The sequence below is a fragment of the Collinsella sp. AM18-10 genome, assembly GCF_003471585.1.
Lineage (GTDB): Bacteria > Actinomycetota > Coriobacteriia > Coriobacteriales > Coriobacteriaceae > Collinsella.
Genome location: NZ_QRJO01000009.1, coordinates 51,067 through 72,117 on the forward strand (window position 1 = coordinate 51,067; position 21,051 = coordinate 72,117).

The window sequence follows — 21,051 nt, forward strand, 5'->3', positions numbered from 1 at the left end:
CAAAAAAGACCCGCTCCCCTGTTGGGAAGCGGGTCTTTGGAAGGGCGGTTAACGTACTAGGAAATTATTCCTCGTCGTTGTCCTTGGCCTCTTCGGCGTCGTCGGTGTCCACGAGCTGGTTGAGCAGCTCGTCGAGGGAGGCCATGTCCTCGTTGATGGCACCGTTGGCGGGAGCCTTCTTGTCGTCGATCGGGGCGCCCAGGAGTTCCTCGTCGGCGTCGGCGTGATGCGTCGGCGTGGCAGAGGTGCCCAGCAGAATGTCGTCCGGACCGTCGGGGCTAAAGACCATCTGTAGCAGCTGCGAGAGGTCTTCCTCGTCGGCAACGTCGTCGTTGTTCTCGAGGATATAGAGCAGGTCGTGGGCCTCCAGACCGTCACGGAGCTCCTCGATCGCCTTGGCACCGATGCCATCGATGCGCAGCAGATCCTCCTCGGACTTGCCGACCAGATCGCCGACCGTCTCGATGCCGACCTCGCTGAACTTGTTGGTCCAGCGCTGCGACACGCCCAGGTCGTCGAACAGGTACAGGCGAGCCTTCTCGGCAGAGATGGTGTGGCCGTTGCGGGTGAACGAACCGTCAGCACCACCGAACTCGTCGTAGCCGGCCCAGTCGAGCTGCTGCGGGAGCTGCTCGTCCAGGTCCTTGAGCTCAACCGGAGCCCACTCGGGCAGCGACTTGGCGTTGGGCGAAGCCGGGCCGTCGATGTCGACATAGCCGTCGGCCGTGCGATACGTCAGCTTGGCGTTGGCGTACGGCTTGAGACCAGTACCAGCCGGGATCTTCTTACCGACGATGACGTTGGACTTAAGGTCGAGCAGGTGATCGACCTTGCCCTCGATGGCAGCCTCGGTAAGGACGCCGGCGGTGCGGATGAACGAAGCGCTCGACAGCCAGGAGTCGATGTTGGACGCGACCTTGAGCGTACCCAGGATGACGGGCTCGGCCACGGGAGCCTGACCGCCCAGACGGGCAACGCGCTCGACCTCGTCGGCGAACTCGTAGCGGTCGACGTACTGACCAAGCAGGTACTTGGAGTCGCCGGGGTTGGTGATCTGAACGCGACGCAGCATCTGACGTGCGAGCACCTCGATGTGCTTGTCGTTCAGGTCGACGCCCTGGCTGGTGTAAACGTCCTTGACGCTCTCGACGAAGGTGTGCATCGTCGACTCGATGTCGGTCAGCTTGCGCAGGTTGCGGAAGTTGACGAAGCCCTTGGTGATCTGGTCGCCGGCGCGAACCTCGCAGCCGTCCTCGATCTCGGGCATAAAGCGCACCGATGCGGGGACGCGACGCTCGTCGAGGACACGGGTGTGATCCTCGGAGTCGGTGAGCGTCAGCACGTACTCGGACTTCTCGGGCTTAATCGAGAGGTGGCCGGAGTACGGAGCCAGCTCGGCCTCGCGACCCAGGATCTTCTCGTTGACGTTGCCGACGATATCGAACATACGGCTGACCGTAGGCAGACCCTGCGTAATATCGTCGACGCCAGCGACGCCGCCGGAGTGAATGGTACGCATCGTAAGCTGCGTACCGGGCTCGCCGATGGACTGGGCGGCAATAATGCCGACCGCGGTACCGATGGCGACCGGACGACGGGTGGAAAGATCCCAGCCGTAGCACTTCTGGCACACGCCGTACTTGGAGCGGCAGGTGAGCAGCGCGCGAAGCTTGACCTTCTTAAGGCCGGCATCGACCATCTTCTGGATGTCAGCGACCTTCTCGATGTAGCCGTCCTGCTCAAAGAGCACGGTGCCATCGGGAGCCACGACGTCCTCAATGAAGCAACGGCCGACGAGGTCGGTGTTGAGGTCGGTGGTGCCGGGGATGATGAGGTTGTAGGTGACGCCCTCGTGCGTACCGCAGTCCTCCTCGCGGACGATGACGTCCTGGGCCACGTCGACCAGACGACGGGTCAGGTAACCAGAGTCTGAGGTGTGGGATGCGGTATCGACCAGGCCCTTACGGGCGCCGTAGGTCGAAATGAAGTACTCGAGCGGCAGCAGGCCCTCGCGGAAGTTCGCCTTAATGGGAAGGTCGATCGTCTCGCCGGACATGTCTGCCATCAGGCCACGCATGCCGCCGAGCTGACGCAGCTGGGTCTTAGAACCACGGGCGCCGGAGTCGGCCATCATGTAGAGCGGGTTCTCCTCGTCGAACAAGTCGAGCATGAGCGCTGCAACCTTATCGGTACAAGCGGTCCACTCGTTAACGACTTCGATGTGGCGCTCCGTCTCGTTGATGAAGCCCTCCTCGAAGTACTCGTTGATCTGGTCGACGTTGGCCTGGGCGCGATCGAGCAGCTCCTGCTTCTCGGCAGGGATGAGAGCGTCCCACACCGAGATGGTGAGGCCGGCGCGGGTAGCGTAGTGGAAGCCGGAGTACTTGATGGCGTCGAGGATCGGGCCGACCTTGGCCTCGGGATAGCGATCGCAGCAGTCCGCAACCAGCTTGGCCACGTCGCCCTTGACCATCTTGTAGTTCATAAACTCGTAGTCTTCGGGCAGGCACTGGCGGTTGAAGATGATGCGGCCGATAGAGGTCTCGAAGCGCGCGGTCTTGTTGCCGGTGACGTCGTAGTCGACAAACTCGTTCTTGCCGTTCTTGACGCGGAAGATACGGGTGCCGTCCTCGTTGATGACATTGGCGTCGGCAGCGGACACGCGGACCTGAATCTTGGCCTGCATGTCGACCTCGGAGCGGCAGTCATAGGCGTGCAGCGCGTCGTCGAAGCTGGCGAACACGTGGTTCTCGCCCGGCAGACCGTCGCGGACCTGGGTGAGGTAGTACACACCGATGATCATGTCCTGCGAGGGAATGTTAACCGGCTTGCCGGATGCCGGCGAGCGCAGGTTGTTCGCAGAGAGCATAAGCACGCGAGCCTCGGCCTGAGCCTGGCTGGACAGCGGCACATGGACAGACATCTGGTCGCCGTCGAAGTCGGCGTTGAAGGGCGAGCAGACCAGCGGATGCAGGTGGATAGCCTTGCCCTCGACCAGCACCGGCTCAAAGGCCTGGATGGACAGACGGTGCAGGGTCGGTGCACGGTTGAGCAGCACGACGCGGCCGTCGATGACCTCTTCGAGGATATCCCACACAAAGGTGGCACCGCGGTCGATAGCGCGCTTGGCGCCCTTGATGTTCTCGACCTTGCCGAGCTCGACCAGGCGCTTCATGACGAAGGGCTTGAAGAGCTCCAGCGCCATGGTCTTGGGCAGACCGCACTGGTGCAGCAGCAACTTGGGGTCGGTAACGATTACCGAACGGCCGGAGTAGTCGACACGCTTGCCCAGCAGGTTCTGACGGAAACGACCCTGCTTGCCCTTGAGGGCCTCGGCGAGCGACTTGAGCGGGCGACCGCCACGGCCAGAGACCGGGCGACCACGACGGCCGTTGTCGAACAGGGCGTCCACGGACTCCTGGAGCATGCGCTTCTCGTTGTTCACGATGATCGCAGGGGCGTCCAGGTCGAGCAGGCGCTTGAGTCGGTTGTTACGGTTGATCACGCGACGATACAGGTCGTTGAGGTCGGACGCGGCAAAGCGACCGCCGTCGAGCTGGACCATCGGGCGCAGATCGGGCGGAATGACCGGGATGACATCCAGGATCATGTTCGCGGGGCTGTTGCCACCCTTCAGGAAGGCGTCAACGACCTCGAGGCGCTTGACGGCCTTCTCGCGCTTCTGCTTCTGGGAATCCTCGTCGGCAATGATGGCCTTGAGCTTCTCGGCCTCGGAAGGAAGGTCGATGGCAGCGAGCAGGTCGCGGACGGCCTCGGCACCCATGCCACCCTTGAAGTACATGGAGTAGTAGCGGGTCATCTCGCGGAACAGCGGCTCATCGGAGATGAGGTCGCGCTCGGTGAGCTTCATGAAGGCGTTGAAGGCGTCCGTGCGGAGCTGCTTCTCGTCCTTGCACTCTTCCTCGATGTCGACGATGCCAGAGGCGATCTCCTCGGGGGTCAGCGGCTCCTCGTCGGAGAACTCGTCAAAGTTCTCGGGGTCGCCCTGCTCCTTAAGGGACTCGATCTGGCGGGCGCACTCGGCATCGATCTCTTCCAGATCGGCGGCGAGCTCCTCGCGCAGGTCGTCGGCGTCGGCCTCGCGAGCCTCGTAGTCAACCTCGGTGATGATGTAGCTGGCAAAGTACAGAACCTTCTCGAGGTCCTTGGACTTGATGTCGAGCATACGGCTCATCGGGAAGCTCGTGGGGCTCTTGAAGTACCAGATGTGGGACACGGGAGCGGCGAGCTCGATGTGGCCCATGCGGTCGCGACGCACCTTGGCCGAGGTGACCTCGACGCCGCAGCGCTCGCAGACGATGCCCTTAAAGCGGATGCCCTTGTACTTGCCGCAGGAGCACTCCCAGTCCTTGGCGGGACCGAAGATCTTCTCGCAGAACAGGCCGTCCTTCTCGGGCTTGAGGGTACGGTAATTGATGGTCTCCGGCTTCTTGACCTCACCGTGCGACCAGGAACGGATCTGGTCGGCGGAGGCAAGGGAGATCTTTACCGAGTCAAAATCAGTAGCTTCGAAATCTGCCACAGTCAACTACTCCTTATCAGTGGTCGTGGCGGCGACAGCCTCGGGTGCCTCGGCGGTCTCGGCATCCTCGGCCTCGACGTCGGTGTCAACGCCGGCGAGCGCAGCCAGGTCGTCGAGAGCAGAGGTCTCCTCGGCGGTCACAGGGGCGGAGGCGTCCTCGTCGGCATCGTGCATGGGCTCGATGTCCAGCGCGAGGGAGCGGATCTCCTTGACGAGAACCTTGAAGGACTCGGGGATACCCGGGACAGGAACGTTCTCGCCCTTGACGATGGACTCGTAGGTCTTGACGCGGCCCACGGTATCGTCGGACTTGACGGTCAGGATCTCCTGCAGGACGTTGGAAGCGCCGTAAGCGTACAGTGCCCAAACTTCCATCTCGCCGAAGCGCTGGCCGCCGAACTGGGCCTTGCCGCCCAGAGGCTGCTGGGTAACCAGGCTGTAAGGGCCAGTCGAACGGGCGTGGATCTTGTCGTCGACCATGTGGCCGAGCTTGAGGATGTAGGACGTACCCACGGTAATGGGCTCGCGGAACTCCTCGCCGGTACGGCCGTCGAACAGACGGGTCTTGCCGCGCTCGTCAAGCTGGGTGACGAACTCGGGGCGCATGTGATCGCCAAAGGCAGCGGTGGCCTTGTTGAGCATGTTCTTGTTGGCACGACGGATGACCTCGGCGATCTCGTCCTCCTTGGCGCCGTCGAAGACGGGCGTCGCGGTGAAGAACGGACCGGGGACGTACTTGTCGGAGTCGGCCTGCTCGGTATCCCAACCGCAGGCAGCAGCCCAGCCAAGGTGGCACTCGAGCAGCTGGCCGACGTTCATACGCGAAGGAACGCCCAGCGGGTTGAGGATAACGTCGATCGGGGTACCGTCAGCCATGTAGGGCATGTCCTCGACCGGCAGAACGTTACAGATAACACCCTTGTTGCCGTGGCGGCCGGCGATCTTATCGCCCTGCTGGATCTTACGACGCTGGGCGACGTAGACGCGCACCTGCTCGTTGACGCCGGGGGCCAGGTCGTCGCCGTTCTCGCGGCTAAAGCGGACGACGTCGATGACGCGGCCGTAAGCGCCGTGAGGCATCTTAAGGGAGGTGTCACGGACATCGTGGGCCTTGGCACCGAAGATGGCGCGCAGCAGGCGCTCCTCGGCGGTCAGAGCGCTCTCGCCCTTAGGCGTGACCTTACCGACCAGGATGTCGCCAGGGCCGACCTCGGCGCCGATGCGGATGATGCCGTCCTCGTCGAGGTTGGCAAGCATGTCCTCGGAGAGGTTCGGGATCTCGCGGGTGATCTCCTCGGGGCCGAGCTTGGTGTCGCGGGCGTCGATCTCGTGACGGGTGATATTGATGGTCGTCAGCAGGTCCTCGGCCACCAGGCGCTCGGACACGACGATACCGTCCTCGTAGTTAAAGCCTTCCCACGGCATGTAGGCCACAGTGAGGTTCTGACCCAGTGCGAGCTCGCCATGATCGGTCGAAGGACCGTCAGCCAGGGGCTCGCCCTGCTCAACGGTGTCACCGACGCGCACGAGCGGACGGTGGTTGATGCAGGTGGACTGGTTGGAGCGCTGGTACTTGGCCAGATGATACTCGTCCATGCCACCGGCATGCTTGACGATAATCTTGGCGGCGTCGGCAAAGATGACCTCGCCGGCGTTCTTGGCCAGGGTGACCTCGCCGGAGTCCAGAGCGGCGCGACGCTCCATGCCGGTACCGACATAGGGAGCGGCGGGGTGAACCAGCGGCACGGCCTGACGCTGCATGTTGGCGCCCATCAGCGTACGCTTGGCGTCGTCGTGCTCAAGGAACGGGATCAGCGTGGCTGCGACGGAGAGCATCTGACGCGGCGAGACGTCCATGTAGTCGACGTCCTCGACGGGCACGTCGGCGGGAGCGCCGAAGGAGCCGTCGAAGTCGCGGGTACGGGCGATCACGGTGTGCGGACGGACAAGCTTGCCCTCGGCATCGGTCGTGATGAACTCGTTGGTCTTGGGATCGAGCGGCGTGTTGGCCGGCGCGATGACGTGCTTCTCTTCCTCGTCAGCGGTCATCCAGTCGATCTGGTCGGTGGCAACGCCGTTCTCGACGCGACGGAACGGGGCCTCGATGAAGCCATACTCGTTGACGCGGGCGTAGAGGGCGAGCGAGCCGATCAGGCCGATGTTGGGGCCTTCGGGGGTCTCGATCGGGCACATGCGGCTGTAGTGCGAGTTGTGAACGTCGCGGACGGCCGTCGGCACGTTGGTGCGGCGGCTGGAGCCGGACTTGTGGCCGGCAAGACCACCAGGGCCGAGTGCGGACAGACGGCGCTTGTGGGTCAGACCGGTCAGGGGGTTCGCCTGGTCCATGAACTGCGAGAGCTGCGAGGAACCGAAGAACTCCTTGATGGAGGCCACGATCGGGCGGATGTTGATGAGCGACTGCGGGGTGATCTCGTCGATGTCCTGGGAGCTCATGCGCTCACGGACGACGCGCTCCATACGGCTCATACCGATACGGAACTGGTTGGCGACGAGCTCGCCGACGGTGCGGATACGGCGGTTGCCGAAGTGGTCGATGTCGTCGACCTTGAAACCCTGCTCGCCGGCAGCGAGGGACAGGAGGTAGCGCAGCGTCGCAACGATATCCTCGTCGGTGAGCACCGTGACCTCTTCCTCGGTGGTGAGGTTGAGCTTCTTGTTGACCTTGTAACGACCGACGCGGGCCAGATCGTAGCGCTGCGGGTTAAAGAGCAGACCCTCGAGCAGGCTGCGGGAAGCGTCCACGGTGGGAGGCTCGCCCGGGCGCAGACGACGGTAGATCTCGATGAGGGCGTCCTCGCGGGTAAGGGCGGTGTCGCGCTCCAGGGTGCGCTTGATCACATCGGAGTTGCCAAGCAGCTCGATGATGTCATCGTTGGTGACGGCGATGCCAAGGGCGCGCAGGAACATCGTGGCGCTCTGCTTGCGCTTACGGTCGATGGAGACCATGAGCTGGTCGCGCTTGTCGACCTCAAACTCAAGCCAGGCACCGCGGGACGGGATGATCTGGGCCTTGTAGATCTGCTTGCCCGAATCCATCTCGGAGCTGTAGTACACGCCCGGGGAGCGGACGAGCTGCGAGACGACGATACGCTCGGTACCGTTGATGATGAAGGTGCCCTGATCGGTCATCATGGGGAAGTCGCCCATGAAGACGAGCTGCTCCTTGATCTCGCCGGTCTCCTTGTTGGTGAGACGGACGTCGGTCAGAAGCGGAGCCTGATAGGTCATATCCTTCTCTCGGCACTCCTCGACGGTGTGCGCGGGGTCGCCAAACTGATGCTCGCCGAAGGTAACCTCGAGAACATGGTTCTGGCTCTGGATGGGGCTGGATTCCTTGAACGCCTCACGAAGGCCCTCGTCCTTAAAACGCTCAAAGGATTCCCTTTGAACAGAGATAAGGTTGGGGAGCTCCATGGCCTCCGGGATTTTCCCGAAGCTGACGCGTTTGCGCTCAGTGGCAGTGTATGCGTAGGTCACCAGGTTTTTCCTCCTTCACGGAAATGCTCGGTGGGTTGGCGAGGCATAGCTTCGCCAGTTATCGCAACCTAATAGTTTATCAGGTACCGACCGTTGGGCAAGAAAAGCCTTGACGCGATAGAGTTTTTGGAGTAGCAAAGTTTTTCGACAGAAAACACGCAGGTAGATGTATGTGTATCGAACATCTGTTCATATATTTTCTGTGAACAGAGAGCTAGCAATCGCAGCTCTTATAAAAAACGGGCGCGAACCGAGGTCCACGCCCGTAAATGTCGGTGCCCAAAGGCTTACTTGCGCATCAATCCGCCGCGCTCGTCGATGGCGTCCCAGAAGGCATCGGCAAAGCGGGGGTCGTTTGCAGCCATGAGGGCGTTAGTGGCCATCCAACCAGAGGGAGTGCCGGTGTCGTAGCCCGACAGCGGGTCGATGACGACGGCGTACATGGCCTCGCGGTCGAGCGAACGGGCCATGGCGTCGGTGAGCTGGATCTCGCCGCCCTTGCCGGCCTGCTGATCTGCCAGCAAGTCCATGACCAGCGGGCTCAGCAGGTAGCGACCGACGATGTACAGGTTGGACGGAGCCGCCTCGGGAGCGGGCTTCTCGACCAGACCGCCGATGCGCCAGACAGCGCCCGGCTCGGCATCGGCAACGCCCTCGGCGCCCTCGAGCGAACCGACGCGCTCGCCGGCGATAACGCCGTAGCGGCTGACTTCCTCGGGCGAGCAAGCAGCGACGGCGATAACCGAAGCGCCACCGTGCTCCTTGGAAACGGCGAGCATCTTGTCGCAGATATCGCGGTTAGGCACAACGTAGTCGCCCAGAAGAACCAGGAAGTTCTCCCCTGCCACGGCGTCGGCAGCAGAGCGAATAGCATGGCCGAGGCCCTTGGGCTCGTACTGATAACGGAAGTCGACCGGCATACCGCCAGCGTGGGCGACAGCATCGGCATAGGCGTTCTTGCCGCGCTCGCGCAGCAGGTTCTCGAGCGAACGGTCGGGCTGGAAGTAGTTCAGCAGCTCGGGCTTACCGGGAGAAGTAACGATGATGGCATCGTCGACCTCCTCGGGCTCGAGCGCCTCCTCGACGACGTACTGAATGACGGGCTTGTCGAGCACCGGCAGCATCTCTTTGGGCGTGCACTTGGTGCCAGGCAGAAAACGCGTGCCAAGACCGGCGGCGGGGATGATTGCCTTCATGTTATTCAAAGATCCTTTCGCAGGCGCAAAAGCGCCCCATGCGTGCGGCACACAGCCGCAGACCAAATTGCGATACCCAAGCATCTTACCGCTGGAACTATATGTCGCTACAAGGCAGAGACAATTCTTCAGCAGGTCAACGCAAATTATTGCTCGAATGGTGCAATTTTATTGCCCAACGGCAGGGCACCCGATACGACGCAAATCACAGAACATGGCAGTTTGAGCAACCGATGCCGAGGGACCGAAAAACAAAAAAGACGGGGCTCGCAATGCGAACCCCGTCTGCAAAGGAATCTGGCGAGAAAGCCTGATTACTTGAGGGTGACAGCAGCGCCAGCAGCCTCGAGCTTCTCCTTGGCAGCCTCGGCGTCCTCCTTCTTGGCACCCTCGAGAACAGCCTTGGGAGCGCCCTCGACGACCTCCTTGGCCTCCTTCAGGCCAAGGTTGGTGAGCTCACGGACGGCCTTGATGACCTGGATCTTGTTGTCGCCGAAGCCCTCGAGCACGACGTCAAACTCGGTCTTCTCCTCGGCCTCAGCAGCGCCAGCAGCGGGAGCGGCGACAACAGCAGCAGGAGCAGCGGCGGAAACGCCGAAGGTGTCCTCGATAGCCTTGACGAGCTCGGAAGCCTCGAGAAGGGTCATTTCCTTAAGAGCATCGATGATCTCATCGGTGGTAAGCTTAGCCATTTCTAAGTCCTTTCGGTTTCCGTGCGGATGCACGGAGATCAGTTAAAACACGGCGCGAATGCGCCAGGGGTGCGGCGTTGCCGCCGCGGGTGAAAACAGCAACTAGGCTGCCTTCTGCTCGGAGACCTGCTGGATCGAACGAGCGAGACCAGAGGAAACGCCGTTGACGCAGACAGCGATGTCGCGAGCGAAACCGGAGATGAGACCGGCGATCTGGCCGAGAAGCTGATCCTTGGTGGGCAGCTCGGCGATAGCCTTAACATCATCGGCGGAAACGGCCTTGCCGTCGGAGATACCGCCCTTGATCTCAAGGACGCCCTTGGACTTAGCGGAGAAGTCCTTAAGGGCCTTAGCGGCCTCGACCGGCTCGGTCTCGTAGAACACATAAGCGACGGGGCCGGCGAGGATCTCGTCGATCTCGGGCTGCTCCTGGTTCTTGAGAGCGATCTTGACCAGGTTGTTCTTGTAGACCTTCATCTCGGCGCCGCACTCGCGAAGCTGATGACGCAGCTCCTGAGCCTGCTTAACCGTCAGACCGTTGTAGTTGACGACGAACAGACCGGCGTTCTCGGCGATACGGGACTCGATCTCTGCAACCTTGTCGATTTTGTACTGCTGGGGCATGAATTACACCTCCTCAAATTCTTTCCGGGCACGGTCCGCCACAAGGACGTGACGGGGGCATGTCCAAAAAGAAAGCCCCCGCGCTGCATGAGCGACGGGGGCGAGAAGACATATCTACTCGACCACCTCGGCTGGCGGGAAGTCCCATTAAGCTCGCGGGCGATGCCCGTTTGCACCGGCTGTCTCTGGCAGCGGATTCGTGCGTGAACCGAAAGTATTATGGCGGGGACCCCGGCGTCGGTCAACGGGAAACCGGGCTGCACACAATTCCACCATCCGGCCGCGCCGCCGAAGGCCAGGCGCAAGGTTTTCGCTCGGTCAGGTCCTGGGCTCGTACGAAGAGCACATTAAGTGCTCTTCGGCTCGTGCGGAATCTACGAAAACCTTGCGCCTGGCCTTCGGCGGCGCGGCCTGCGGTGACTTTGGGGCAGCCCGGTTTCCCGTTGGCCGGCGCCCCCACTCATAAGCCTTAAGTCGGTGGGCTGATATGTTGCGTCCCTGATGGCTACAAGGTTGAAAGGAAGGTGGACAGGCGGCGGAGGCCTTCGTCCAGGTCTTTATCGGAAACGCAATAGCTGAGGCGGACGTGGCCTTCGGTGCCGAAGCAGTCGCCCGGGACTAGGGCTACGTTTGCCTCTTCGATGGCTTTGATGCAGAAGTCTTCGCTGGTTAGGCCGAACTTTTTGATGCTCGGGAAAGTGTAGAAGGCTCCTGCGGGCTCTACTACGTCGAGGCCCATGGCGTTTAAGGCTGCGAGTACGCGTTCGCGGCGGGCTCGGTAGACTTTGAGCATGGGGGTTGGGTCGACGGTCAGGGCTCGGGCTGCGGCGTCCATCTCGAAGGAGACGGCGCTCGATACTAGGTATTGGTGAGCTTTTGCGATCTCGGCGATGACGGGTGCCGCTGCCGCGAGCCAACCCAGGCGCCAGCCGGTCATGGCCCAGGGCTTGGAGAAGCTCTCGATGACGACCGTCTGCTCGCGCAGCTCCGGGTGTCGCTGGGCGAAGCGCTCGTAGCCGTCCACATAGACGAGGCGGTTGTATACGTCGTCGCAGACTACGTATATGCCCGCCTGCTCTGCCACGCGCGCCACGGCGTCGAGCGATGCCGTGTCGAGGATGCAACCCGTGGGATTGTTGGGCGAGCAGATGACGATGGCCTTGGTCGCCGGGGTCACACAGGCGCTAAGCGCGTCCTCGTCAATCTGGAATTGCGCAGGCTCCGTATCCAAGAAGACCGCCTTGGCGTGGTTGGCCACGACGATGCTCTCGTACAGGCCAAAGGCGGGCGTGGGGATAATGACCTCGTCGCCGGGGTTGAGCATAGCCATGAATGTTGCCGACAGGGCCTCGGTCGCGCCGTCGGTCAGGATGACCTCGTCGGCCGAAAACGCCAGACCCGCGTCCTCCATGTAGGCAGACAGCGCCTCGCGCAGGGCGGGGCGACCGTTGTTGGGCGGATAGTGCGTGTCGCCGCGGTCCAGCGAGGCAGTCACTTCGGCGCTAATCACATCGGGCGTGGGAAAATCGGGCTCGCCGAGCGCGAGCGCAATGCATCCTGGGTGCTGGGCAGCGAGCGCGTTAATCCGACGGATGCCGGAGGGCTTGAGCGTGGCAAGCGAGGTATTCATGGGCAGGCGCATGGCGTTCCTTTCGTAAGGGTTGCACTAGGATAGCGCGGCGAGGCGCCGCCAGACGGTGTAACCTAAACGGAAACGAACCGGAAAGGAGGCGGCATGGAGACGACCGCACGCGGCGATGTGCCAAAAACGTTGCGAACCATTGCGTATATCAGCATTCCCGATAGCGCCGATCTTGAGTTTTTGCTCTGGGACCTGCAGGATGCCATCGCCGCCTATGCTCAACTTTCCGGCACCGCACTCCCCCGCCCGGTCGACTTGAAGGCAAATGACGCCGGCAGCGTTGCCGATGGCATCGTGCTGGCCATTGAAGATGTGGCTGACGATGAGACGTTGACTGCTATCGAGCAGGCGCTTGAGCGCTTTGGCGGTACGGGAACGCGCGTCTATGCCGCGATTCGAGCCGCACAAGAGGGCACTGAGCAGGCGCGTGGGACCGCCGTTCGCCTGCACAAGGCATGTGAGCGCCATGACCAATTGTGGTGTGGCGGCGTTGCCATCTGCGCCGGCAGCGGCATCGCAGCGCTTCGCCATTCCCCGCGCATGGGACTCTTGCGGCGACCGTTTTCGGAGGCCATGGACAAGCTCGTGGGCGCCGTGCGCATGGGCTGCTCCGTCGAGCATGCACAGCGACTTGGCGGCGGCAATGCCGCCAACGTCGACGCCGACGGCATGGTTTGCGCCGAGCCAGCCGTGCCCGCGCCGATCTGGCGAGGCGTTCTGAAACGTCTGGGCGCCCACGCTCAAACAAAAATCTAAATTAAATAACAGCCCAGTCAACGGCTTCGTGCCAACGCTCGACAAGACGCTCCAGTCGCCAGGCGGCATTGGCAGGACTTGTCGAGGGCAGGACGACGGCGGGCAACCCCGTCCGATCTTGCAAGTAGCGTTTGTAGAGTCGCCCTGCCGTACCGCCGTTACAGACAACGACCTCGATCGGCGCGGCATCGGTAATGCGCTCGATATGTGCCGGCACAACGTTGCGAATGCTCGCGTCGCTCGAGCCCTTAATGTCGCAGCCCTCGATTGCATCCCACAGGGCCACGCCGCCGTTCAGCAGCATGGCCCGCTTGGCGGCAATGGAGGCATCGAGCGTCGCGGGCTCACCGCTTGCCAAAGGATCGCCCTCGTTGGGCGGCACAGGCACACCGAGGCACGCAGCCATCACACGCCAAAAGCGATTCTGAGGGTTGCCGTAATAAAAGGCATTTGCACGCGAGAGCACCGAGGGAAACGATCCGAGCACCAAAACGCGCGAGCGCTGGTCGAACACAGGCTCAAACCCATGCTCAATATGTTGATAGTCCTCGTCAGACACGGCCATGGGTTAGGCTCTCAACAGATAGCGCACCTCGTAGGGTGCAAGCTCAAGGGCACCCGTCAGCTCGACCGTGGGCGCATCGTCGGCAAGCAGGTCGACAAAGGACCCGTTGAGCTCGCCGGCGCCAAAGGCGTAAGGCTCGCCCACGGCGTTCACCGCCACGAGCACCGTCGCGTCATCACAGGCGCGCTCGAACAGCAGCTGCTTGTTCTGGATCACCACGTTGCGATAGGCACCATAGTTGAGGGCACGGGCCGCCGCGTCGTCTGCCGAGCGCAGGTGCGCGAGCTGCTTGATGAAGGCCGTCAGCTCGTTGGGCGCAGGCTCATCGAGCGCAGGTCGCAGCGCCCAGTCGCCATCGGGGCCACCCTTTTCGCCAGGAATCCCCCACTCGCTGCCATAGTAGACGCACGGAATGCCCGGCATGCCAAAGAGCATGCCATAAGCGGGGCGCAGACAGGACTTGTCGGTAAGGATGCTCGCCAGGCGCGGCACATCGTGGTTGTCGACAAACGACAGCAGATGCTTGCCGCGATAAATGCACCACGGGTCACCGCCAAACTGGCGATGCAGTGAGTGGGCGATCTCGAACATGTTGACCGAGTTAAAGCTGGAGTACAGGCCCTTGTAGCACTCGTAGTTGGTGCAGGAGTCAAGCATCTCGTCATTGACGATCTGGTTGTAGTCGCCGTGGAGCGTCTCACCAATCAGCACAAAATCGGGCTTGAGCTCACGGGTAAAAGTATGCAGGCGGCGCATAAAATCGCGATCGAGCATATAGGCGACGTCCAAGCGCAGGCCGTCGATGCCAAAGCCCTCGGCCCAGCGACGCACGGACTCAAGCAGGTAATCGACCACGGCGGGGTTTTGCAAGTTGAGCTTCACAAGCTCAAAATGGCCTTCCCAGCCCTCGTACCAAAAGCCGTCGCCATAGCAGGAGTCGCCGTCAAAGCTAATGTGAAACCAGTCCTTGTAGGGCGAGTCCCACTTGCGCTCCTGAACATCGCGGAAGGCCCAAAAACCGCGACCGACATGGTTGAAGACGGCATCAAGCACCACACGGATGCCATGGGCATGCAGTGTCTCGCACACGGCGGCAAAGTCGGCATCCCCACCCAGGCGACGGTCGATATGGCGCAGGCTGCGCGTGTCGTAACCGTGACTGTCGGATTCGAGCGGCGGGTTAATGAGCACGGCGCCAACGCCGAGCTTCTGCAGGTAGTCGGCCCATTGGGCAATCTTCATTATGGGCGCATCGGGGTTGGGCGCAGCGTTGGCAGCCTGGGCGAGTTCATCCTCGGCAACAGGGGCGGCGTTTTCGCGCGGAGCTCCGCAAAAGCCCAGCGGATAGATCTGATAGAACGTCGTCTCGTATGCCCACATAGCAACCTCCCGGCAATCTTTCACGCAACGCCATCCATTGTATGCCCGCCGCGCATCCCCTCCCCCAAAATAAGTTGCGGTGAAATAGGGACTGTTGAGACCAATAAACCGGGCAAACAGTCTCTATTCCACCGCAACTGATGAGGGAACGTGATTAGGCGACGGGCTTTGCGCGGCGTATGGCCGGGAACAGTACGGTGATGGCGAGGATGACGCCCACGACGGTAATCGCCCCGCCCGCGAAGCCAATCCAAGCGATACCGGGACCCGAAACCACGGCGCCACCGATTGCGGTGCCCGTGCCGATACCCAGATTGAACAGGCCCGAGAAGATCGACATGGCGACGGCCGATGAGTCTGCCGGCGTGTACTTGATGAGCTCGGCCTGAAACGCCACGTTAAAGGCCGTGGAGCAGCAGCCCCATAGCGCGCAGACGGCAAGCACTGCTACGAGCGACGATGCGACCGGACCCATGAGCAGCAGAGCCACCGGCACGCCGGAGAGCGTGATCGCGAGAAATGGGAACCGGTGCCCATCGAACAAGCGACCGAACAGCCAGCTGCCCGCCAGGCCGGAGCAGCCGAACGCCGTCAGCGTCATGGTAATAGCGCTTGCGTCGACATGCGCGACCTGTGCCAGGAACGGCTCGATATAGCTGTAACCCGCGTAGTAGCCGGTCGCCATAAAAACCGTGACCGCATAAAGCGCGATGAGGAACGGGTTCTTGAGCAGCTCGGGCAGCTGTTTGACGGTAAAGCGCTCACCCGCCGGCATGGCCGGGAACACCGCTGCCTGGTACACCACCGCGGCGGCAGAGAAGGCCCCGACCACGGCAAACGTCATGCGCCAGCCCACGGCCAGGCCGATGGCGCGACCGATCGGCAGGCCAAAGATTTGCGCGATGGACGAGCCCGTAGCGATCATGCTGATGGCGAGCGCCCCGTGGCGGGTGTCGACAAGGCGCGAGGCCATGATCGAGGCGACTGACCAGAACACAGCATGTGCGCAAGCGACCACCAGGCGCGCACAGATCAGGATGGGATATGTCGCTGCCACAGCGGACAGGAACTGACCCAGAGAAAACACGGCGAGCACGCCGAGCAGCATACGCTTGAACTCAAAGCGCGAGGCAAACACCATGAGTGGCAGCGACAGCAGCATGACGCCCCAGGCGTAGACCGAGATCATGATGCCGGCCTGGGCCTCGGTGAGCGAGAACGACGCGGCAATATCAGTCAGAAGGCCGATGGGCATAAACTCCGACGTGTTGAACACGAACGCACAACAGGCGAGCCCGATAAGAGGGAGCCACTGCTTGAGTGAGATGCCATCTTGTCTTGCCTGACTCATATATAACGTCTCCAATCATTTTGAGCGGAGGCGATTATATAGCAACGGCCCCGCATCCGTCAGCAACAGATTCGGGGCCGCAATCAACTCAATACACAGGGGTTGCGCCGTCAATAAATAGCTAAGCCAACCCCAGCAATATGCCCGCCGAATGCACGACAAACGCCACGATCCAGGCGACCGTCACCTGAAACGCGAACACGGCAACGGCATAGCGCGCGCCCAGCTCGCTCTTGACGGCACCGATGGACGCCACGCAGGGCGGGTACAGCAGCGTAAAGACCAGGAATACGTAAGCGGTAAACGGCGAAAACATGGTTGACAGCACCGCGGGCGACGTTGCGCCCAAAAGCACCGTGAGGGTCGAAATGACGCTCTCCTTGGCGATAAGTCCGGTGACGAGCGCCGTCGAGGCGCGCCAGTCGCCGAAGCCGAGCGGGGCCAACACCGGCGCGATGATGCTACCCAGACCGGCAAGCAGACTCTGCGACTGATCGGCGACCGCATTAAAGCGGATGTCGAACGTCTGCAGGAACCAGATGACCACCGTAGCGGCAAAGATAATGGTAAAGGCCTTGGTGATGAAGTCCTTGGCCTTATCCCATGCCAGCATCACCGTCGTCTTGACGCTCGGCAGGCGGTAATTGGGAAGCTCCATGATAAACGGTACCGGGTCGCCCTTAAATGCCGTGCGGTTGAGCACCAGGGCGGCAATGCAGCCGACCACGATACCGATCAGATAGAGCGAGACCATGGCGGGTACCGTCGCCTGCGGGAAAAACGCCCCGCACAGCAGACCGTAGACCGGCAACTTGGCCGAGCAGCTCATGAACGGCGTGAGCATAACCGTCATCTTGCGGTCGTGCTCGGACGGCAGCGTGCGGGTCGACATGATAGCCGGCACGGTGCAGCCAAAACCGACGAGCATGGGCACGAAGCTGCGGCCCGACAGGCCAAAGCGACGCAGCACCTTATCCATGACAAAGGCAACGCGCGCCATGTAGCCGGAGTCTTCCAGAATGGAGAGGAACAAGAAAAGCACGACGATAATCGGCAGGAAGGTCAACACACTGCCCACGCCCGTGAGCACGCCGTCAACGGCCAGCGAACGCACCACGTCGTTGGTACCGAACGCCTGGAGGCCCGCGTCGGCCGAGGCGATGATGGCAGCGATGCCGTCCTCCATGAGCCCCTGCAACGCCGCGCCGATCACGCCGAACGTCAGCCAAAAAACGAGGCCCATGATCACCAGAAACGCCGGAATGGCTGTGTAGCGACCCGTCAGGATGCGGTCGATCTTGACGGAGCGCACGTGCTCGCGGCTCTCGTGCGGCTTGACGACGCAACGCCCGCACACGTCGCCGATAAAGCTAAAGCGCATATCGGCCAGCGCGGACAGGCGATCGGTGCCGGCCTCGCCCTCCATCTGGGTAATGATGTGCTCGATGGCGTCGAGTTCGTTGCGATCCAGGTGAAGTGCCTCGGTCACCAGCTCGTCGCCCTCAACCAGCTTGGTCGCCGCAAAACGCACCGGGATATGCGCCGTCGCGGCATGGTCCTCGATAAGGTTGGCGATGCCGTGAATGCAGCGATGCAGCGCGCCGCCGTCTGGACCATCGGGCGCGCAGAAGTCCAGGCGACCGGGGCGCTCGCGGAACCGCGCCACGTGCAAGGCATGATCCACCAACTCGCCAATGCCCTCGTTGCGGGCAGCGCTAATGGGAACAACAGGCACGCCCAGCAGGCTCTCGAGCAGGTTGACGTCTACGGCACCACCATTGGCGGTCACCTCGTCCATCATGTTGAGCGCGATGACCATGGGGCGGTCGAGCTCCATGAGCTGCAGTGTCAGGTACAGATTACGTTCGATGTTGGTGGCGTCGATAATGTCGATGATGGCATCGGGATGCTCGTCAAGGATGAATTGGCGGCTGACGATCTCCTCGCCCGTGTACGGCGACAGCGAATAGATGCCGGGCAGGTCGGTAACGTTCGCCTCGGGGTGGTTGCGGATGGTGCCATCTTTGCGGTCGACCGTCACGCCGGGAAAGTTACCGACATGTTGGTTGGAGCCCGTCAGCTGGTTGAATAACGTGGTCTTGCCGCAGTTTTGGTTGCCGGCGAGGGCAAAGTGCAGCGGCGCGCCCTCGGGCACGGCCGTCTTTGCCGCACGGGGCGAATACGTCCCCTCGCCGAGTGCCGGATGCTCCGTCGTGCCGATTGCAGCGTTAGCGCGCGGACCCATATCGGTATCGTGAATGCCCACAAGCTCAATGCGGGCGGCATCGTCCTTGCGCAGTGTCAACTCGTAGCCACGCAGACGGATCTCGAGCGGGTCGCCCATGGGGGCGTATTTCATCATGGTGACTTCGGTGCCCGGCGTTAGGCCCATGTCCAAAATATGCTGTCGGAGCGCCTGATCATCGGATGTCACCGATGCGACAACGGCGTCCTTTCCAATCTCGAGCGTATCGAGCTTCACGCGCTCATCCTTTCGTTAGACGCGGTTAACCGTTTACCTGGGCTAACCAACTCGTAACGACAAATGATAGCGCTCTGAACTATTTTATAAAGTCAAATACCGATGTTTACCTGCGCAAACTTCATGCGGTGCGCCCCGAAAGCTCTTTGCGCATACCGCTCAGCGAGATCGAAACGGAACCCGACCGCGCGGTAGCAGTGAGTCGATCACCCTCGACTGACCCCGTGCATGTAAAGGGTGCCTTGCCCATCAAGACGTGGGAGATAGTACCCGAGAGTTCAAAGAAATCGCCCTCAGCGCGGGCACTCGAGAGAGCGATATTGAGACCCCTGACGTTTAGTACTGCCCTGAGCACGCCGTTCACCCCATGTGAAAACATCACCTCGCCGCGTTTACTCCCCACCGGCGTCTGGGCCGAAACCACATACGTACCCTCAAGCATGGCTCCTCCTCTAAGCAGACTTTTTGAAACGGGCAAGTAGTCTACTTTTACATATGGCGCTCCAGGAAGCGGAAGGCTAGGCGAATCCATGGACGGACCGCCACCTGCTTGTCCTCGTTATCGACCGCGGTATTGGCGTTGCCGAGCGAAAGGCCGTGGCCACCCTGGTCAAAGACGTGCATCTCGCATGCAACACCCTCCTCGGCCATGCGCCGCGCAAACGGGTAGACCTGCGCGACCGGCGCCGTCTTATCGTCCGAAACGCCCCACACAAAGGTCGGGGGCATCTGGCGCGAAACGTGCGTGGTAGGGCAAATGTCGGTCAGGTGCTCATCGGTCGCCTCGCCGCCCGTCACCATCGACAGATAGTCGTTGAGCAAATCGCGCCCTGTCTTGCCACCCGTCTTGGGCACGCGCAGGTCGATGCGCGGGTCGCGCGTCTGCATATCGCGCACATAGGCAAGGTCGAGCAACGGATAGCCCAGCACCACGGCGTCGGGACGAATATCCTCCGGACGGGCCCCGGCAAGGCCCGCGAAGGATCCGGTCTTCCACTGCGTTGCCAACGAGGCACAGATCATGCCGCCCGCCGAGAAACCCACGATGCACACGCGCTTGGGATCGACATGCCACTCGTCGGCGTTGGCGCGCACGGTAGCGACCATCTTGGCGAGGTCCGCCTGCGGGTGCGGAAAGCTCACGTCGCCCGTGGCGCTCGTCACATAGTTGAGCACAAAGGCCTGGTAGCCGCGGTCCAAAAACGCAAACGCCACCGGGTCCTGCTCGTGCGGAGCGATATGCGTAAACCCGCCTCCGCCGCAGATGATCACCGCGGGGCGGCGGCCATTGGGCTTGTCGGGCAGCGGCTCGGCACCCAGATACGTAAACGTCGCCGGATAATCCTCGGTCGGCTCCTCGCCCCACAGCGCATGGTTCTCAATAATCATAGGTGCTCCCTCCGTGCGATTCGTGCGCACTCGTTTTTCGCACCTTAGCGTACCCCACTTGAGCCCGCGGCGCAGAAACACCCCCGCAATAAGTTGGCCTTCAACTGATATATCACAAAATCGCTGTTCAGAGGCATCGTTAAGCAGCGTAAAATAGGAGCGCTGACCGTGCTGGGAAACACGTACGAAACGTTTCCGGCAAACCACACGCGTGCAACATGCACGCCTGATACGTTGGAGGCATCTATGGGTCTGCTCGATTCGCTCAAGTCCACGTTCACTTCGTCGGGCGAGGCGTCCGTTCCGCCCGCAGCAAGCTTCGCCACCCGCGAAGGCGTCATCTACGCTCCCGTCAACGGCGTGCTCGTCAATCTGAGTGAGGTTCCCGACGAGACCATCGCCTCGGGCATGCTCGGCCAGGGCTACGGCATCGAGCCCATTACCGACACCATTTACGCCCCCGCCAACGGTCGCATCGGCGCCACCACCGTCACCAACCACTCCATCGGCATGATTACCGAGGACGGTCTTCGCGTGTTCATCCATGTTGGCCTGGGCACCGTGGAAATGAACGGCAAGGGTTTTGCCCGCTTTGTCGAGATGGGCGACACGGTCAAGGCCGGCCAGCCGCTCATCAGCTTCGATCGCGAGGCCATCAAGGCCGCCGGTCACGAGGACATCGTGACCGTCATCATCTCTGAGCTCGACCGCCTCAAGAGCATCGACCACGTCGGCGAGTCTGGCACGCTTATCGGCGGCAATCCGCTCGTCAAGCTTGGCGATCCGCTGCTGGTTGCCAAGACCAAGTAGCCAGGCCCCGCGCCACACAGCCAAAAGGCACCTCGTCAAGCGCCCGCGACCATTTGGCCGCGGGCGCTTTTCGTTTGAAAAAGGTTGATTTCCGATCTCAGCCGAACACATTGAGCAAATAGG

The 21,051-nt window shown here is 61.8% G+C and carries 14 protein-coding genes; 2 read left to right on the forward strand and 12 right to left on the reverse strand.

The features are described 5' to 3' along the window. Nucleotides 1–64: 64 nt before the first annotated feature. The 6 genes from DW211_RS06825 to DW211_RS06850 all read right to left on the reverse strand — a co-directional run bounded on the left by DW211_RS06825 (nucleotide 65) and on the right by DW211_RS06850 (nucleotide 12,195). A complete protein-coding gene (locus DW211_RS06825; RefSeq protein ID WP_195644174.1) occupies nucleotides 65–4,543 on the reverse strand; it encodes a DNA-directed RNA polymerase subunit beta' in 4,479 nt (1,492 codons plus the stop codon). A gap of 6 nt (nucleotides 4,544–4,549) precedes the next feature. Beyond that, complete coding sequence (locus tag DW211_RS06830; RefSeq protein WP_233506176.1) at nucleotides 4,550–7,978, reverse strand: DNA-directed RNA polymerase subunit beta; 3,429 nt, start codon at nucleotides 7,976–7,978, stop codon at nucleotides 4,550–4,552. Nucleotides 7,979–8,328: 350 nt separating this feature from the next. Then, the gene (locus tag DW211_RS06835) at nucleotides 8,329–9,237 is read right to left on the reverse strand and encodes a UTP--glucose-1-phosphate uridylyltransferase (protein ID WP_117786148.1); all 909 of its coding nucleotides are present in this window, start codon (nucleotides 9,235–9,237) and stop codon (nucleotides 8,329–8,331) included. A 314-nt stretch (nucleotides 9,238–9,551) separates the two neighbouring features. Further along, a complete protein-coding gene (gene rplL, locus DW211_RS06840) occupies nucleotides 9,552–9,929 on the reverse strand; it encodes a 50S ribosomal protein L7/L12 (RefSeq protein WP_006235005.1) in 378 nt (125 codons plus the stop codon). A 102-nt stretch (nucleotides 9,930–10,031) separates the two neighbouring features. Further along, on the reverse strand, nucleotides 10,032–10,553 hold the full coding sequence (gene rplJ / locus DW211_RS06845; protein ID WP_055250258.1) for a 50S ribosomal protein L10: 522 nt from the start codon (nucleotides 10,551–10,553) through the stop codon (nucleotides 10,032–10,034). Nucleotides 10,554–11,058: 505 nt separating this feature from the next. Further along, complete coding sequence (locus DW211_RS06850) at nucleotides 11,059–12,195, reverse strand: pyridoxal phosphate-dependent aminotransferase (protein WP_118259982.1); 1,137 nt, start codon at nucleotides 12,193–12,195, stop codon at nucleotides 11,059–11,061. 93 nt (nucleotides 12,196–12,288) lie between these two features. Between DW211_RS06850 and DW211_RS06855 the strand changes: the two genes are divergently transcribed. Next, nucleotides 12,289–12,951 carry a hypothetical protein gene (locus DW211_RS06855; protein WP_118259983.1) on the forward strand — a complete coding sequence of 221 codons (663 nt, stop codon included), beginning with the start codon at nucleotides 12,289–12,291 and terminating at the stop codon, nucleotides 12,949–12,951. 1 nt (nucleotide 12,952) lies between these two features. On the opposite strand, the gene DW211_RS06860 is transcribed toward DW211_RS06855, so the two are convergent. The 6 genes from DW211_RS06860 to DW211_RS06885 form a co-directional block, all read right to left on the reverse strand. Beyond that, nucleotides 12,953–13,516: a uracil-DNA glycosylase family protein gene (locus DW211_RS06860; RefSeq protein WP_117786146.1), complete on the reverse strand. Its 564-nt coding sequence runs from the start codon at nucleotides 13,514–13,516 to the stop codon at nucleotides 12,953–12,955. Nucleotides 13,517–13,519: 3 nt separating this feature from the next. Next, a complete protein-coding gene (locus tag DW211_RS06865; RefSeq protein WP_118259985.1) occupies nucleotides 13,520–14,896 on the reverse strand; it encodes an alpha-amylase family glycosyl hydrolase in 1,377 nt (458 codons plus the stop codon). A 154-nt stretch (nucleotides 14,897–15,050) separates the two neighbouring features. Continuing rightward, entirely contained in the window at nucleotides 15,051–16,247 is a 1,197-nt protein-coding gene (locus DW211_RS06870) for an MFS transporter (protein ID WP_118259986.1), read from the reverse strand. 121 nt (nucleotides 16,248–16,368) lie between these two features. Continuing rightward, complete coding sequence (feoB, locus tag DW211_RS06875) at nucleotides 16,369–18,729, reverse strand: ferrous iron transport protein B (protein WP_118259988.1); 2,361 nt, start codon at nucleotides 18,727–18,729, stop codon at nucleotides 16,369–16,371. A gap of 121 nt (nucleotides 18,730–18,850) precedes the next feature. Next, nucleotides 18,851–19,171: a hypothetical protein gene (locus DW211_RS06880; protein WP_118259989.1), complete on the reverse strand. Its 321-nt coding sequence runs from the start codon at nucleotides 19,169–19,171 to the stop codon at nucleotides 18,851–18,853. Between the two features lie 47 nt (nucleotides 19,172–19,218). Continuing rightward, a complete protein-coding gene (locus tag DW211_RS06885; protein WP_118259991.1) occupies nucleotides 19,219–20,118 on the reverse strand; it encodes an alpha/beta hydrolase in 900 nt (299 codons plus the stop codon). Between the two features lie 246 nt (nucleotides 20,119–20,364). Here DW211_RS06885 and DW211_RS06890 point away from each other — a divergent pair, with 246 nt between their 5' ends. Then, on the forward strand, nucleotides 20,365–20,928 hold the full coding sequence (locus DW211_RS06890) for a PTS glucose transporter subunit IIA (protein WP_118256413.1): 564 nt from the start codon (nucleotides 20,365–20,367) through the stop codon (nucleotides 20,926–20,928). Nucleotides 20,929–21,051 lie beyond the last annotated feature (123 nt).

Bases quoted from the DNA above. Each gene is read 5' to 3' on its own strand.
- DW211_RS06855 (WP_118259983.1), top strand. From the start codon at position 12,289: ATGGAGACGACCGCACGCGGCGATGTGCCAAAAACGTTGCGAACCATT.
- DW211_RS06885 (WP_118259991.1), bottom strand. From the start codon at position 20,118: ATGATTATTGAGAACCATGCGCTGTGGGGCGAGGAGCCGACCGAGGAT.
- DW211_RS06860 (WP_117786146.1), bottom strand. From the start codon at position 13,516: ATGGCCGTGTCTGACGAGGACTATCAACATATTGAGCATGGGTTTGAG.
- DW211_RS06865 (WP_118259985.1), bottom strand. From the start codon at position 14,896: ATGTGGGCATACGAGACGACGTTCTATCAGATCTATCCGCTGGGCTTT.
- rplJ (WP_055250258.1), bottom strand. From the start codon at position 10,553: ATGCCCCAGCAGTACAAAATCGACAAGGTTGCAGAGATCGAGTCCCGT.
- DW211_RS06850 (WP_118259982.1), bottom strand. From the start codon at position 12,195: ATGCGCCTGCCCATGAATACCTCGCTTGCCACGCTCAAGCCCTCCGGC.
- rplL (WP_006235005.1), bottom strand. From the start codon at position 9,929: ATGGCTAAGCTTACCACCGATGAGATCATCGATGCTCTTAAGGAAATG.
- DW211_RS06830 (WP_233506176.1), bottom strand. From the start codon at position 7,978: ATGGAGCTCCCCAACCTTATCTCTGTTCAAAGGGAATCCTTTGAGCGT.
- DW211_RS06880 (WP_118259989.1), bottom strand. From the start codon at position 19,171: ATGCTTGAGGGTACGTATGTGGTTTCGGCCCAGACGCCGGTGGGGAGT.
- DW211_RS06890 (WP_118256413.1), top strand. From the start codon at position 20,365: ATGGGTCTGCTCGATTCGCTCAAGTCCACGTTCACTTCGTCGGGCGAG.
- DW211_RS06835 (WP_117786148.1), bottom strand. From the start codon at position 9,237: ATGAAGGCAATCATCCCCGCCGCCGGTCTTGGCACGCGTTTTCTGCCT.
- DW211_RS06870 (WP_118259986.1), bottom strand. From the start codon at position 16,247: ATGAGTCAGGCAAGACAAGATGGCATCTCACTCAAGCAGTGGCTCCCT.